This is a genomic window from Duganella sp. GW822-FHT06D06, assembly GCF_058799615.1.
The window spans coordinates 25,950-39,642 of record NZ_JBXALQ010000011.1 but is presented as its reverse complement, the minus strand read 5'-3'; the positions used below and the strand labels follow the sequence as shown (position 1 = coordinate 39,642).

Sequence of the window (13,693 nt, the reverse complement as noted above, 5' to 3'; positions counted from 1 at the left end):
GGCAACTATGCGCGGCTGGTCAGGCGCAGCGCCGGACGCGATGCGGCCGCGCGCGGAGCCGTGCCGCGCGAACGCGACGACGACGCCGAACCATCCACCTTGAACACACTGACCGCCTGCGCCAGCGCCGCTGCCTGCTGCTGCATCGATTCCGCCGCGGCGGCGGCCTGTTCGACCAGCGCGGCGTTCTGCTGGGTTACGCCGTCCATCGCGCCGATGGCCTGATACACCTCGTTGATGCCGGCGCTCTGCTCGGTGCTGGCCGCCGTGATCTCGGTGATGATGTCGCTGACGCGATGCACGCTGCTGACAATTTCATCCATCGTCAGACCGGCATCGGCCACCAGTTTGCTGCCCTGGTTGACCTTGTCGACCGAATCGCCGATCAGTGTCTTGATCTCCTTGGCCGCCGATGCCGAACGCTGCGCCAGGTTGCGCACCTCGGAGGCGACAACTGCGAAGCCGCGTCCCTGCTCGCCGGCGCGCGCCGCTTCCACGGCGGCGTTCAGCGCCAGGATATTGGTCTGGAAGGCGATGCCGTCGATGACCGCGATGATATCGACGATCTTGCGCGACGACTGGTTGATCGAATCCATCGTGTCCACCACCTGCGACACCACCATGCCGCCCTTGACCGCCACCTGCGCGGCCGATGCCGCCAGCTGGTTGGCCTGGCGCGCGTTGTCGGCGTTGTGCTTGACGGTCGACGTCAGTTCTTCCATCGACGATGCGGTTTCCTCCAGCGCGCCGGCCTGCTGCTCGGTGCGGCGCGACAGATCCTGGTTGCCCGCCGCGATTTCGCTCGACGAGGTGGTGATATGATCGGTACCGCTGCGCACCTCGTTGACGATGCCCAGCAGGCTGGCGTTCATCTCCTTCAACGCGGACAGCAGCTGGCCGGTTTCATCGCGCGCGCTGTCGTCGATATGGCCGGTCAGGTCGCCGCCGGCGACCCGGCGCGCTGCCGTCACCGCCACTTGCAGCGGGCCGGTGATGCCGGTGGTCAGCAGCCACGAACTGACGGCGCCGAAGGCCAGCACCAGCGCCGCCAGCAGGTACAGCAGATTGCGGCTGCTGGCCGCCACTGCGTCGATGTTGACGGCGGTGGCGTCGATCTTCGCGCGCTGCATTTTCAGCAGTTCCTGCATCAGCGCCTGGTAGCTGCTGGAGCCGGGACGGAACACGTTGGCGAAGACCTTCTCGGCCTCCTCCAGTTCGCCGGCGCCTTTCAGCTTGGCCACCTGGTCGCGCGACGACAGGTAGATCTTGCGCTGCTCGCCGATGCGGCCGAACAGTTCCTTCTCGTCGGCGTCGACGATCAGGGCCTCCACTTTCTTCTGGTACTCCGCCGAGATGGCCGACGAGGCTTTCGATTCCTCGGCGAAGAAGGCGCCCAGCGTTGGGTCGCTGCTGCGGGCGATGGCGGTGGTGCGGCGGATAGCGCTATCAATCTTGCTTGACCAGTCGGAGATCATGCGCTCCTTGGCCAGCGGCACCTGCATCATCTCGCGTGTGGCAGTGGCCACGCCCTGCAGACGCCAGACGCTGATCGCGGTAATCAGCATGGCGAACGCCAGGATGATGCCAAAGCCCAGCGCCAGGCGCTTGCCGATGGTGATATTGGTCAGCATCGTCATCACGCCGCCAACGCGGTGTTTTCGATCAGGCCCATATCGGCGCTGGACATCAGCTTGTCGATATCGATCAGGATCAGCATGCGCTCGTCGAGCGTGCCCAGGCCGACGATGTGGTCGGTGTTGATGGCCGAGCCGATTTCCGGCGCCGGCTTGACTTGTTCGGGCAGCAGCGTGGTGACGTCGGAAACGCGGTCCACCACCATGCCGACCACGCGGTGGCCGATGTTGAGGATGATGACGACGGTGAACTGGTCGTACGACGGCGTGCCCAGGTTGAACTTGATGCGCATGTCGACGATCGGCACGATCAGGCCGCGCAGATTGACCACGCCCTTGACGAAATCTGGCGCGTTGGCGATGCGGGTCGGGGTTTCGTAGCTGCGGATCTCGGCTACTTTTTGGATGTCAATGCCGTACTCTTCCTGGCCCAGGGTGAAGGCCAAATACTCGCCGGCGGGGGTCTTTGCGTGCAGTTCGCTTACATTAGCAGACATGGGGTTTTCCTTGCCAAAAATGATTGACGGCAATGTTACCTCAAGTCAAGTTAATGCGCACCAAATAAATGCATCAAAGAAACAAATATGTTTAGCGCAATTTCCACCTTGGTTTTTCCACCAGCTGGTGGGCCGAGGCGGGCAAGGCGCGCAGCACCGTGGTGACCACGGCGCGCGGACTCGGCGCCTGCGGTTCGGGCTTGGCGGGTTCGGCGTCCATTGCGGCGCGCCTGGCCGACAATTGGTTACCGGTGACGAGGTTCGGGCGCGCGCCGGCCGGGCGGAAGTCTTCCCCCTTCAGTTGGAAATGGGGCGCCACGGTCGGCGTGTCGTCGAGCGCCAGCGCGCAGTCGCAGACCAGGGCCAACAATATCGGTGCAAGCGCCGGGAAGTTACGCATCAAAGTGCCTGTCATTATCAAATATGGTTGCATTTTGCACAATCTCATCGTACTTGGCAAGCAAACAATTATTAATCGCCGCCACGATGCCCTGCACAAGGGCTGAATCAGGCTGTATGATCTGAAAAACTGATCGCCAAGAAATCACGGGAGAACAATGAACAGCTTGCTGAACAGCTGGCATCCGCGCCTGGTTCGCCTGGCCAGTGCCGCCGCCGGAGCCGATGGAGCACACGACACCAACCACCTGCATCGGGTCTGGCGCAACGCCACCCTGCTGCTGGACGATTATCCCGAGGCCGACGCGCTGGTCGTGCTGGCCGGCTGTTATCTGCACGACCTGGTCAACCTGCCCAAGAACGATCCCGAACGCCACCTGGCCTCGCGCAAGGCGGCGCTGCTGGCCAGCCGCCAGCTGGCCGAACTCGATTTCCCGCCGAATAAACTGGCCGCCGTCGCGCATGCGATCGAGAGCCACAGTTTTTCCGCCGCCATCCGCGCCGAGACCATCGAGGCCAAGATCGTCCAGGATGCCGACCGCCTCGACGCGCTCGGCGCGGTGGGACTGGCGCGGCTGTTCTACACGGCCGGCCGCATGGGCACCGCGCTGGCGCATGCCGACGATCCGATGGCGCTGCACCGCGAGCTCGATGAAAAAGCCTATGCGCTCGACCATATCGACACCAAGCTGGCCACCCTGCCCGGCAAGATGCAAACGGCCGCCGGCCGCCGCCTGGCGCAAAACCGCCTCAACGAGCTGACCGCCTTCCGCGACAGCTTCATCGCCGAGTGGGCCGCCAGCCCGACGGCGCCCTGACCTCCCATTTGCCGACCACATGACCACGCCCGACACCGCGACCACCGGCATGCCGGCCGCCGCCCCTGCGGGCAACCTGAACTTCATCCTGATCTGCGTGTTCATCGATATGCTGGGCATCGGCCTGATCGTGCCGGTGCTGCCGATGCTGGTCGGCGAGTTCGCCGGCTCGCGCGAAAACCAGACCCACTGGTTCGGCATCATGAGCGCGGTGTTCGGCCTGATGCAGTTCATCTTCATGCCGATGCTGGGCGCCCTCAGCGACCGTATCGGCCGCCGGCCGGTGCTGCTGTATTCAATGGCCGGCATGTGCATCAACTTCCTGTCGACGGCGTGGGCGCCCAACCTGGCCTGCCTGTTCATCGGCCGCGTGGTGGGCGGCATGTCGTCGGCCAGCATGTCGGTGGCCTCGGCCTACGCTTCCGATATTTCGACGCCGGAGAATCGCGCCAAGAGCTTCGGCAAGGTCGGCGCGGCGTTCGGCCTGGGCTTCATCTGCGGCCCCATGCTGGGCGGCCTGCTGGGCGACGTCAATCTGCACCTGCCGTTCTATGTGGCGGGCGCGCTGTCGGCCGCCAATTTCGTCTACGGCTATTTCGTGGTGCCGGAGTCGCTGCCGGCGGATCGCCGTTCCGCCTTCAGCGTGGCCAAGATCAATCCCCTGACGGCCTTGTTCAAGCTGGCGCGCCGCACCGAGATCCGCGGCCTGGTGGTGACCTTCGCGCTGGTCACCTGCGCGCAGATGATGTTGCAAACGACCTGGGTGCTGTACACCAGCTTCCGCTTCAACTGGACGCCGGGGCAGAACGGCGCGGCGATGTTCTGCGTCGGCCTGATGGCGGCCGTGGTGCAGGCCGGCCTGCTGGGCATCCTGATCAAGCGCTTCGGCGAAGTGCGCCTGTCGCTGCTGGGGATGTGCTCGGGCGGCATCACCTACCTGCTGTACGGCCTGGCCACGCAGGGCTGGATGATGTATGTGCTCATCATCTGCAACGTGCTGTCGTTCGCCGTCGGTCCCGCGCTGCAAGGCATCGTCTCGAAATCCACACCGCCCAACGAACAGGGGGAATTGATGGGCTCTTTGCAATCGATCAGCAGCCTGGGGGTGATCTTCATGCCGCTGCTGGGCACCGCCATCCTGGCCGAGGTGGGCCACCTGCCCGCCAACGACTGGCGCATCGGCAGCACCTTCTACCTGTGCGCGGTGATGCAGGCGCTGGCCATCCTGGTGGCGCAGCGCTACTTCCGGCAGCACCACCTGCAGGCCGCCAAACCATGAACCGGCGCAGTATCGTCATGCTCGCCATGCTGCTGGCGGCCGGCGCGCTGCAGACCGGCGCCGCCGCCGAATGTTCGCGCGAGATCGCCGCGCCGGTATCGTCCAGCGGCGCCAGCATCCAGGTCGAGGGCACGCACATCGGCGGCATCTATCCCGACCTGTTGCGCAGCATGGGCGCCAAGAACGGCTGCACTTTCGTGTTCACCCTGGTGCCGCGCGCGCGCCAGGTGGCGATGTACAAGGACGGCAAGGCGGACCTGCTGGTGCCGGCTTCGCGCACGCCGGCGCGCGACCTGCTCGGCACCTTCGTGCCGATGATAGGCCATCGCGCCATGCTGATCTCCGTGGCCGGCCCGCGGGCGCCGATCACCAGCGCGAAGAACCTGCTGGACCGGCGCGATCTGCGCGTGGCCGTGGTGCGTGGCTTCGACTATGGCGAACACTACATGGCGCTGGTCAACGAGCTGGCCAGGCAAGGCCGCCTGTTCACCGAAGTCGACGTGGTGGCGGTGGCGCGCCTGCTGAACGCCGGCTCGGCCGACGTCACCATCATGGGACCGACGCTGATGGCCGGCGCGATCCGGCGCGACCAGCGCGTCAACGGCATGCAGGACAAGCTGCGCATGGAGCCCATTCCGGAATTGCCGTGGCACGAGAGCGGCGCCTATGTGTCGCGCGCGCTCAAGCCGGAAGACCAGCGGGTGCTGGTCGACATGCTGGAAAAGATAGGCAAGTCGAACCAGGTAATGGACGGCTACCGCCGCTATTTCACCCCGGACGTGCTGGCCAACAGCGTGCGCCCTCGTTAGTCCACCACCGGCAGCTCCAGCGCGCTGCTCTCGGCGCCGCTGTGGTACACCCGCAGCGTGGCCTTTTTGTAGTCGGCCGGCTTGGCGTAGAAGATGTTCGGCACGTAGGTCTGCGGATTGCGGTCGTACAGCGGGAACCAGCTGGACTGGATCTGCACCATCACCCGGTGGCCCGGCAGGAACACGTGGTTGGCGTTCGGCAGCGCGAAGCGGTACTTCTCCACCGCGCCCGGCGTGATCGGCGACGGGTGCTCCAGGCTGTTGCGGTAGCGGCCGCGGAAAATATCCATCGCGATGCCCAGCTGGTAGCCGCCCAGTTCCGGCTGCGACGGCACTTCATCCGGATAGACGTCGATCAGCTTGACCACCCAGTCGGTGTCGCTGCCGGTGGTCGAGGCGTACAGGTTGACCATGGCGGCGCCGGAGATTTTCAGGCGCGCCTTGAGCGGCTCGGTGACGTAGCTCAGCACATCGGTGCGGTCGGACACGCCGCGCTGGTCGCTGACCAGCCACGGACGCCACACATTCGCATCGTTCATATGCACCGGGCGCGGCACGAACGGCACCGGCTTGGCCGGGTCGGACACGTATTCGTCGTAGGCGGCGCCCTGTTGCGGCGTGTCGAAATCGAGTTTGAAGTCCGGCTTCAGGAACATCGGCTTCAGCGGCGCCGGGCAGCCGGCTTCGCAGGCCAGCGGCCAGCGCGGCAAACGCTGCCAGCGATTGACGCCGGTCTGGTAGAACAGCACCGGCGGCGTGTCGGCGGCCGGCGCGCCGTCCTTCAGGTATTGATCGAGGAAAGGCTGCATCACGTCGCGGCGGAATTCCAGCGCGGTGTCGCCGGTGAATTTGAACGCGCCCAGGCTGGAACCCTCGTAGTTGACGCCGCTGTGGCGCCACGGCCCCACCACCAGGAAGTTCTTGTTGTTGGCGCTGTCCTGCGGTTCCACCGCCGAGTAGAAGGCGTAGGCGCCGTAGATGTCTTCCTGGTCCCAGTAGCCGACCACGGTCATGGTCGGCACCTTCATCTGGCGCTTGGCCAGGATCTTGTCCAGCGCCTGCTGCTGCCAGTAGCCGTCGTAGGCGGGATGCTCGAACAGCTTGCGGGTGAAGTTGAGCTGGTCCAAGCCGAACTGCTTGGCGTAGTCGGCGGTGGAGCCGCCGCGCAGCGCGCCCTCATAGTCGTCGTAGACGCCGGTGGCCAGCGTCTTGCCGCTGCCTTTGGCGGCGGTCTGGCCGGCGATGTAGCTCAGGTTGGGCAGGCGGAAGGCGCCGTTGTGGAACCAGTCGTCGCCGCGCCAGCCGTCGACCATGGGGCTCATCGGCACCGCGACCTTGAGCGCCGGGTGCGGATCGACCAGCGCCATCAACACGGTGAAGCCCTCGTAGGACGAGCCTATCATGCCGACGTTGCCGTTGCTTTCGGGGGTGTTCTTGACCAGCCAGTCGATGGTGTCCCAGGCGTCGGTCGAGTGGTCGGTGCGGCTGGCGTTGAGCGCGCCCTTGACCGGGCGGGTCATCACGTACTCGCCTTCGGAGCCGTATTTGCCGCGCACGTCCTGGTAGACGCGGATGTAGCCGTTCTCCATCATCACTTCGTCGCCCTGGCCGACGGTGGCCAGCACGCTGGGGCTGACGTTGCGCTGGGCGCGGCCGCTGGCGTTGTAGGGGGTGCGGCTGAGCACCATCGGCGCGTGGACCGCGCCCTTGGGGATGACGATCACGGTGTGCAGCTTGACGCCGTCGCGCATCGGGATCATGACGTCGCGCTTGACGTAGTCGGCGTTGGGGACGGCGGTGTCGAACTTGGCGGGGATATCGGGCGCCATCGGCGGCGTCGACGTTTGCGCCGTTGCGGCGTTGACCATCAAGGTGGAAAGCACAGCAACTGCAAGTACGCGCATATCGACTCCGGTAAGGGGTATTGCTCAGGACCGGCAATACTACCTTATCGTTTAGATTAATGCATAAGCTTGAAGAGCACGGCGGTCAGCCCGGTCTGGACGACGACCACGCCGACCATCCACTGTATCAATTCGGACTTGAACTGCGCCAGGCGCATGTCGAGATAGTTCTTCGTCACCAGATGACTATCGACGAGCTGAAACATGGCCGAGGCCAGCGCCTTGGCCTGCTTCTCCGGCATGCCACCTTCAATCAGAGTATCCATAAATGCGACAGAATCGAAGTTATCAGGCATTTTAGTCTCCATGAGCTTAGACCGCGAGTGTTCAATCTAGTTCAGAATCCCCGGCCTAGCCTTGCTGCGCCTCACACCTTGACAGACCGGCGCTGAGCTGCAACCATACGCGCATGAAATTTTTTACTACACGTCACGCCTGCCTGATTTGGCGCCGCTCCTAGCGCGCGGCCACTGTCTACCCATAGTGATGTGATATTTTTATCAACGCCGCCCTTTTCTGGTGGCGTTTTTTATATTCGTCGCGCCGGACCGGGGCAACGTAAAGGAACCCCTGATGAGCCTGACCGAACAATCCGAAGTAATCGCCAGCGCGCCAGCCGCGCCCAAAGGCCCCACCGTGATCCTGACCGGTGACCGCCCGACCGGCCCGCTGCACCTCGGCCACTTCGTCGGCAGCCTGCGCAACCGCGTCGCCTATCAGCACGAATACAAGCAATTCATCATGTTGGCCGACGCCCAGGCCCTGACCGACAATATGGACGACACCAACAAGGTGCACCGCAACGTGGTCGAAGTGGCGCTGGACTACCTGGCGGTCGGCATCGATCCGGCCAAGTCGACCATCCTGATCCAGTCGCAGATCCCGGAGCTGGCCGAGCTGACCTTCTACTACCTGAACCTGGTGACCGTGGCGCGCCTGGAGCGCAACCCGACCGTCAAGGCCGAGATCGCGCTGCGCGGCTTCGAGCGCGACATCCCGGCCGGCTTCCTGACCTACCCCGCCTCGCAGGCGGCCGACATCTCGGCGTTCAAGGCGTCCCTCGTGCCGGTCGGCGAGGACCAGATCCCGATGATCGAGCAGACCAACGAAATCGTGCGCCGCTTCAACCGCCTGGTTAACCAGGAGATCCTGGTCGAGTGCAAGGCGCTGGTGCCGGAAATCGGCCGCCTGCCGGGCACCGACGGCAAGGCCAAGATGAGCAAATCGCTGGGCAACACGATCAACCTGGGCGCCACCGCGGCCGAGATCACCGCCGCCGTGAAAAAGGTTTATACCGATCCGCTGCACCTGCGCGTGGAAGATCCGGGCCACCTGGAGGGCAACGTCGCCTTCATCTACCTGGACGCCTTCGACCCTGAGCAGGACAAGCTGGCCGAAATGAAGGCGCACTACGTGCGCGGCGGCCTGGGCGACTCGATCGTCAAGAAGCGTCTGGAACTGGTGCTGCAAGAGATGCTGGCGCCGATCCGCGCCCGCCGCGAAGCGCTGGCGCAGGACAAGGGCTACATCATGCAGATGCTGAAGGAAGGCACGATGCAGGCGCGCGAAGTGGCCGCCCGCACCGCCGACCAAGTCAAGGCCGCCCTCGGCCTGAGCTACTTCTGAACCCGGCGACGCCGGACGCCCTGCCCTCGCAGCTTGCGCTGCTGTGGCTTGCGGCGGTGTACGGCGTCGCCAGCATCGTCTGTTTCATCGCCTACGCGGCCGACAAATCGGCCGCGATCAAGGGCCGGCAGCGCACGCCCGAAAGCACGCTGCTGCTGTGGGGCCTGGCCTGCGGCTGGCCCGGCGGCCTGCTGGCGCAACGCTGGCTGCGCCACAAGACGGTCAAGACTTCCTTCCAGCTCGCCTACTGGTGCAGCGTGGCGCTGAACCTGTCCGCGCTGGCCGCCGTCTGGTGGCTGTGCACAATCTACTGAGGATATCGACGATGTGGCATGGCGTGATATGCGGTTTGCTGGCGGGCGCCATGTGGGGCATGGTGTTCATCGTGCCGGAGTTGCTGACGGCGTTCACGCCGCTGGAAATGGCCTGCGGACGCTACATCGCCTACGGCCTGATCGCCGGCGCGCTGATGGCGCGCCGCCTGCCGGCGCTGCTGCGGCGCCTCGACCGCGGCGATGTGATCGCGCTGCTCAAGCACGCGCTGGCCGGTAACATCGTCTACTACATGCTGCTTGCGCTGGGCGTCAAGTTCGCCGGCGTGGCGGCGACTTCGCTGATCATCGGCGTGCTGCCGATCTCGGTCACGCTGGTCGGCCAGAAGGACCACGGCTCGGTGCCGCTCAAGCAGCTGATGCTGCCGCTGCTGCTGGTGGCGGCCGGCATCGCCTGCATCAATATCGACGTCTTCACCCACGACACCGGCAACGGCGCGCCGCTGGCCGACAAGATCCTCGGCGTGTTGTGCGCGGCCGGCGCGCTGCTGTGCTGGACCTGGTATTCGGTGGACAACGCGCGCTACCTGAAGCGCAATCCGCACTTCAGCAGCGGCGAGTGGTCGGCCTTGTACGGCCTGTCGAGCGGCGTGATCGCGCTGGCGATCGCGCTGGCGGGCATGGCGCTGTTCCATGCCGACGTGACCGGCGCCGGCGCCGTGGCCAGCGGCCGCGATTGGACGCTGTTCTGGATCGTCAACGCGCTGCTGGCCCTGGGCGCCTCGGTGATCGGCAACCATCTGTGGAATATCGCCAGCCGCAAAGTGCCGCTGACCTTGTCCGGCCAGCTGATCCTGTTCGAGACCCTGTTCGCGCTGATGTATGGCTGCATCTACAAGCAGCAGCTGCCGCGCGCGCTGGAGATCGCCGCCATGCTGCTGCTGGTGGCCGGGGTAACCTGGTCGATGCGCGTGCACGCGCTGGACGACGCCAGCGAGGCGCACGCCGGCTAGTCCGGCCGCTTACTCCGGCTTGAGGCGCTCGGCCACCAGGCCGGCCATCGCGCCATCCTGCAAGCCCGCCATCACGCCGCGCTGGTCGGCGGCGCTGCGGTTCTGGCTGACCTTCCATTTGCCCACCAGGCTGTCGATCGGGATCTCGATGCCGATGATGGCCTTCATCGTCGCGGTCATGAAATCGACGGGCGCATCGTCCAGTTCCCACGGCTGCGGCAGGCCGCTTTCGTGCTTGTTGGTCAGGTGGTCCAGCAGGCGGCGCAGCCAGAACGGATCGTCCACCACGGTCGCCACGCCGCGCGCCTGCACCATCGCGTAGTTCCAGGTCGGCACCACCTTGTGCGTGGCGCGCTTGGTTTCATACCAGCTCGGGCTGATGTAGGCCTCCGGCCCCTGGAACACCACCAGGCATTGCGCCCCCGCCTCCAGCTTGCGCCACAGCGGATTGGCGCGCGCCACGTGGGCGCGCAGCACGCCCAGGCCGCGGTCGCCCTCGTCGGCGTACAGCATGAAGGGAATCAGGTCGGCGCTGACGCCGTCGGCATCGACGACGATCAGCGTGGCCAGCGGATAGGCGTGCATCAGGCCATGGCGGACTTCAAGGCGGTCTTCGGCGAAAGCGGGTTGCAGGTACATGGCTGGACGGGTGGCGTGGACGATAGGGCCAGTGTAGCAGCGGCCCCCACCGGGCAACAGGGCCAGCGTAGCGCGCGGGCGTGGAGCCAGGCCTAGTCCAGCAGGCCGTTCTCGCTCAGCACGTCCTGGATCAGCTCCAGGCGCAGCACCGGGTTCTCCTGCAGCAGCAGGCGCTGCTTCTCTTCCACGTCCAGCCGCAGCAGCTCGCACCAGCGATTCGCCACCCAGCCGGCTTCGTCCAGCCGGTACGGCGGCGCCAGCGGCATGTTGGCGGTGGAGATCTGCTTCTTCTGCAGGGAGCGGATCAGCGAGCCCAGCGCGTTGGCGACGTCCTGCTGCTCGCTGGGTATCGGCACCACCATGTCTTCGGCCACTTCCTCGACCTCGGCCATCCACAAGCCATGCTTGAGCTGCTCGGCGGATTTAATCTGGAAGCGCGTGGTGCCGATGCAGGAGATCTGCAGCAGGCCTGGCAGCGGCGCGGTCCAGTCGAGGATGCGCGCCATGGTGCCGGCGTCGGACAGGGTTTCATGCTTGTCGGGCACGCGGGTTTCGCTGCCTTCCAGCAGCGGCACGACGCCGAATTCTTCGCCGCGGGCGATGCAGCGCTTGACCAGGTCCAGGTAGCGCACTTCAAACACCTGCAACGGCAAATGTCCGCCCGGAAACAGGATGGTATTTAGCGGGAAAAGAGGGATTGATGCCATTCCGCTATCATCGCATGAAATTGCTGTGCTCGGTTTAGACAGACAGCACTAACCTTACGGCTTCCTTAAGGTCGGCGAAAAACCAGGCCGCCTTTCATCGCAAAAGCAACGCTGCGCGGCGCGCGCCGTTGAGCAGGTCGACGTCGGCGCGATGGCCGCACAGTGACGAGCCATACGTGCCGGCGGCGACAATCGCGCCGGGGTGATGAATAAGCATGGACCGGAAATTAAAGCCGGCTTGCACGGTCCGGGCTGAATAAGCTGTCGGCGAACTGCGCGGCGGGAGTAAAGAGGGAAATTAAAGCGGAGAATAGTACTGCGGCACGGCGCAGCATGGAGCGCGCCCCAAAAGAGAAAGGCCGGGGCCTGGGTTTATAAGAAATATAAACCCGTGCACCCCGGCCTTGCAGCGAACCTGCCGACTCAGCTTACTTAATCAGATACTGTTCTTTGTCCTTGCCTTCCAACCATTTCGGCGCGCGGCCGCGGCCGGTCCAGGTCTGGCCGGTGGCGTCGTCACGGTATTTGGTTGGCACCGGTGCGCGGGTTTTGACCGTCTTCACCTTGGCTACGCCGCCCAGATCCGCCACGGTCAGGCCGTATTCACGCATGATGGCCGTGACTTTCTCTTTGGCCTGCGCGATTTCATTCTTGCGGGCGCTTTCGGCCAGGTTTTCCAGTTCGGCGATCTTTGCTTTGTATTCCTGGTAAGTCGTCATCGTATTTCCTTCTTATCGGCGGGTTAAATATTAAAAAAAACCACTTGTGACAATGTGTGAGAATTTATAAGCGCAATTTACCATAACTTTGCGCTGATTCTCCAGAGATATATGTGACAAATACCAATATAGCGATAAAAACGAATAATTTCCACCACTGTTGTTCAAATGAAGCGCGTATCAGACGCTTTGGCGACGGCGGCGCAATACCCAGGTGGAGAGTCCCGTTATAAAGAATAAGGCCGGCAGCAAACCAGCTATCACCAATAGCCAGCGGCCGATGGCGCCGCCGAATTGGCCTGAATGCAGCGGAAATAAAGACGCCAGGAAGCGGTCGCCGCCGGTGCCGGCCAGCGGATTAACTGTTTCAATCACGGCGCCGCTGCGGATATCGATCAGCAGGCGCAGGGTGCCGGTGCGCTGCCAGTCGTCGGCGCGGCGCAGGCGGACCTGGTACAGGCCGCGATCGGGCAAACGTTGCAACGCCAACATTACGGCGCCGTCGCTCAGGTGCTGTTCGGCGATGGCTTTGGCGTCGTTCCAGGAAATCGTGGTTTCGCCTTTTTGCACGGCCGGCATGGCGATGCCGCGGTGCGCGACGCTGACCGGGGTCACCTGCCCCACCAGCGCGCGGCCCAGCTCCGGCAAGCCGTTGTAGAAGCCGGTGGCGGCGACCACCAGCATCAGCACCACCGCCAGCAGGCCGGCCGAGCGATGCAGGTCGAAATGGCTGCGATAGGCGTTCTGGCGCAGATTGACGCGCAAGACCCGCTTCCAGCCCTGCGCCGGGGTCGGCCAGGCCAGCAACAGGCCGGCGATCAGCAAGGCCACCCAGGCCAGCGCCAGCCAGCCCAGCGCGGCGCGGCCGGGTTTGCCTAGCAGCAGGCTGTCGTGCCAGCGCAGCAAGGTCGGCACCAGATGCGGCGCGTCCAGGCCGACTTGCTCGCGGTTGCGGCTGCCCAGCAAGGCGCCGCTGCACGAGTCCAGCATGGCCTCGTTGGCGGCGACGCCGGGCGACTTGAAATACAGGCCATAGCTGGCGCCGGCATGGCTGGGCAGATACACCGAGCTGACCTTGGCCTGCGGCCACACCCGCTGCAAGCTGGCGACCGCGCCCGCCACATCCAGCGGCGCCACGCAGGGCACGGCGTTGTGCACCAGTTGCGGATTCAATTCGGCGTCGAGCTCGTGGTGGAACACCAGCAGGCTGCCACTCAGGCCGGCCAGCACCAGCACCAGGCCCAGCGTCAAACCCAGCCAGCGGTGCAGCCACAGCACACCCGGGCGGATGGTTTGGCGCAGGCTGCGTGGCGGTCGATGAGCTGGGTGGTGGGCGGTGGACATTGGACTCGGCATCAAAAGAGGACGCCGATTATA

The 13,693-nt window shown here is 64.6% G+C and carries 15 protein-coding genes; 6 read left to right on the top strand and 9 right to left on the bottom strand.

Annotation, left to right across the window (positions count from 1 at the left end; all coding sequences use genetic code 11):
* Positions 1-5: 5 nt before the first annotated feature.
* The 3 genes from AC1RMD_RS19880 to AC1RMD_RS19870 all read right to left on the bottom strand — a co-directional run bounded on the left by AC1RMD_RS19880 (position 6) and on the right by AC1RMD_RS19870 (position 2,531).
* Complete coding sequence (locus tag AC1RMD_RS19880) at positions 6-1,637, bottom strand: methyl-accepting chemotaxis protein (protein WP_492928609.1); 1,632 nt, start codon at positions 1,635-1,637, stop codon at positions 6-8.
* Positions 1,637-2,131, bottom strand: a complete 495-nt coding sequence (locus tag AC1RMD_RS19875) for a chemotaxis protein CheW (RefSeq protein ID WP_492928607.1) — start codon at positions 2,129-2,131, stop codon at positions 1,637-1,639. The genes AC1RMD_RS19880 and AC1RMD_RS19875 overlap by 1 nt, the downstream gene beginning before the upstream one ends.
* Before the next feature lie 91 nt (positions 2,132-2,222).
* Positions 2,223-2,531, bottom strand: coding sequence for a hypothetical protein (locus tag AC1RMD_RS19870; protein WP_492928605.1), 309 nt, complete (start codon positions 2,529-2,531; stop codon positions 2,223-2,225).
* Positions 2,532-2,688: 157 nt separating this feature from the next.
* On the opposite strand from AC1RMD_RS19870, the gene AC1RMD_RS19865 reads away from it, so the two are divergent.
* The 3 genes from AC1RMD_RS19865 to AC1RMD_RS19855 are packed head-to-tail and all read left to right on the top strand — an operon-like array spanning position 2,689 to position 5,436.
* Positions 2,689-3,348, top strand: coding sequence for an HD domain-containing protein (locus AC1RMD_RS19865; protein WP_492928604.1), 660 nt, complete (start codon positions 2,689-2,691; stop codon positions 3,346-3,348).
* Positions 3,349-3,367: 19 nt separating this feature from the next.
* On the top strand, positions 3,368-4,627 hold the full coding sequence (locus tag AC1RMD_RS19860; protein ID WP_492928602.1) for a TCR/Tet family MFS transporter: 1,260 nt from the start codon (positions 3,368-3,370) through the stop codon (positions 4,625-4,627).
* The gene (locus AC1RMD_RS19855; protein ID WP_492928601.1) at positions 4,624-5,436 is read left to right on the top strand and encodes a substrate-binding periplasmic protein; all 813 of its coding nucleotides are present in this window, start codon (positions 4,624-4,626) and stop codon (positions 5,434-5,436) included. Before AC1RMD_RS19860 ends, AC1RMD_RS19855 begins: the two co-directional genes overlap by 4 nt.
* On the opposite strand, the gene AC1RMD_RS19850 is transcribed toward AC1RMD_RS19855, so the two are convergent.
* Positions 5,433-7,340 carry a CocE/NonD family hydrolase gene (locus AC1RMD_RS19850; protein WP_492928599.1) on the bottom strand — a complete coding sequence of 636 codons (1,908 nt, stop codon included), beginning with the start codon at positions 7,338-7,340 and terminating at the stop codon, positions 5,433-5,435. The two genes, AC1RMD_RS19855 and AC1RMD_RS19850, sit on opposite strands and share 4 nt — an antisense overlap.
* A gap of 56 nt (positions 7,341-7,396) precedes the next feature.
* Positions 7,397-7,636 (bottom strand): hypothetical protein, encoded by a 240-nt coding sequence (locus AC1RMD_RS19845; RefSeq protein ID WP_492928598.1) that lies wholly within the window; start codon positions 7,634-7,636, stop codon positions 7,397-7,399.
* A gap of 277 nt (positions 7,637-7,913) precedes the next feature.
* Here AC1RMD_RS19845 and trpS point away from each other — a divergent pair, with 277 nt between their 5' ends.
* From trpS to AC1RMD_RS19830, 3 genes are read left to right on the top strand one after another with little or no spacing between them, the layout of a single operon-like run.
* On the top strand, positions 7,914-8,966 hold the full coding sequence (gene trpS, locus AC1RMD_RS19840) for a tryptophan--tRNA ligase (protein WP_492928596.1): 1,053 nt from the start codon (positions 7,914-7,916) through the stop codon (positions 8,964-8,966).
* 56 nt (positions 8,967-9,022) lie between these two features.
* Positions 9,023-9,280 (top strand): DUF1294 domain-containing protein, encoded by a 258-nt coding sequence (locus AC1RMD_RS19835; protein ID WP_492928594.1) that lies wholly within the window; start codon positions 9,023-9,025, stop codon positions 9,278-9,280.
* A gap of 11 nt (positions 9,281-9,291) precedes the next feature.
* Positions 9,292-10,251, top strand: a complete 960-nt coding sequence (locus tag AC1RMD_RS19830) for a DMT family transporter (RefSeq protein ID WP_492928593.1) — start codon at positions 9,292-9,294, stop codon at positions 10,249-10,251.
* 9 nt (positions 10,252-10,260) lie between these two features.
* Here the strand turns inward: AC1RMD_RS19830 and AC1RMD_RS19825 are convergent, their stop codons facing one another.
* The 4 genes from AC1RMD_RS19825 to AC1RMD_RS19810 all read right to left on the bottom strand — a co-directional run bounded on the left by AC1RMD_RS19825 (position 10,261) and on the right by AC1RMD_RS19810 (position 13,660).
* Entirely contained in the window at positions 10,261-10,890 is a 630-nt protein-coding gene (locus AC1RMD_RS19825; RefSeq protein WP_492928591.1) for an FMN-binding negative transcriptional regulator, read from the bottom strand.
* Positions 10,891-10,982: 92 nt separating this feature from the next.
* A complete protein-coding gene (locus AC1RMD_RS19820) occupies positions 10,983-11,597 on the bottom strand; it encodes an LON peptidase substrate-binding domain-containing protein (RefSeq protein WP_492928590.1) in 615 nt (204 codons plus the stop codon).
* 428 nt (positions 11,598-12,025) lie between these two features.
* On the bottom strand, positions 12,026-12,316 hold the full coding sequence (locus AC1RMD_RS19815) for an H-NS histone family protein (RefSeq protein ID WP_008447725.1): 291 nt from the start codon (positions 12,314-12,316) through the stop codon (positions 12,026-12,028).
* A gap of 180 nt (positions 12,317-12,496) precedes the next feature.
* On the bottom strand, positions 12,497-13,660 hold the full coding sequence (locus tag AC1RMD_RS19810) for a PepSY-associated TM helix domain-containing protein (protein WP_492928588.1): 1,164 nt from the start codon (positions 13,658-13,660) through the stop codon (positions 12,497-12,499).
* Positions 13,661-13,693: the final 33 nt, after the last annotated feature.

Bases quoted from the DNA above. Each gene is read 5' to 3' on its own strand.
- AC1RMD_RS19850 (WP_492928599.1), bottom strand. From the start codon at position 7,340: ATGCGCGTACTTGCAGTTGCTGTGCTTTCCACCTTGATGGTCAACGCC.
- AC1RMD_RS19870 (WP_492928605.1), bottom strand. From the start codon at position 2,531: ATGCGTAACTTCCCGGCGCTTGCACCGATATTGTTGGCCCTGGTCTGC.
- AC1RMD_RS19825 (WP_492928591.1), bottom strand. From the start codon at position 10,890: ATGTACCTGCAACCCGCTTTCGCCGAAGACCGCCTTGAAGTCCGCCAT.
- trpS (WP_492928596.1), top strand. From the start codon at position 7,914: ATGAGCCTGACCGAACAATCCGAAGTAATCGCCAGCGCGCCAGCCGCG.
- AC1RMD_RS19810 (WP_492928588.1), bottom strand. From the start codon at position 13,660: ATGTCCACCGCCCACCACCCAGCTCATCGACCGCCACGCAGCCTGCGC.
- AC1RMD_RS19855 (WP_492928601.1), top strand. From the start codon at position 4,624: ATGAACCGGCGCAGTATCGTCATGCTCGCCATGCTGCTGGCGGCCGGC.
- AC1RMD_RS19830 (WP_492928593.1), top strand. From the start codon at position 9,292: ATGTGGCATGGCGTGATATGCGGTTTGCTGGCGGGCGCCATGTGGGGC.
- AC1RMD_RS19860 (WP_492928602.1), top strand. From the start codon at position 3,368: ATGACCACGCCCGACACCGCGACCACCGGCATGCCGGCCGCCGCCCCT.
- AC1RMD_RS19865 (WP_492928604.1), top strand. From the start codon at position 2,689: ATGAACAGCTTGCTGAACAGCTGGCATCCGCGCCTGGTTCGCCTGGCC.
- AC1RMD_RS19815 (WP_008447725.1), bottom strand. From the start codon at position 12,316: ATGACGACTTACCAGGAATACAAAGCAAAGATCGCCGAACTGGAAAAC.
- AC1RMD_RS19875 (WP_492928607.1), bottom strand. From the start codon at position 2,131: ATGTCTGCTAATGTAAGCGAACTGCACGCAAAGACCCCCGCCGGCGAG.
- AC1RMD_RS19820 (WP_492928590.1), bottom strand. From the start codon at position 11,597: ATGGCATCAATCCCTCTTTTCCCGCTAAATACCATCCTGTTTCCGGGC.
- AC1RMD_RS19845 (WP_492928598.1), bottom strand. From the start codon at position 7,636: ATGCCTGATAACTTCGATTCTGTCGCATTTATGGATACTCTGATTGAA.
- AC1RMD_RS19880 (WP_492928609.1), bottom strand. From the start codon at position 1,637: ATGACGATGCTGACCAATATCACCATCGGCAAGCGCCTGGCGCTGGGC.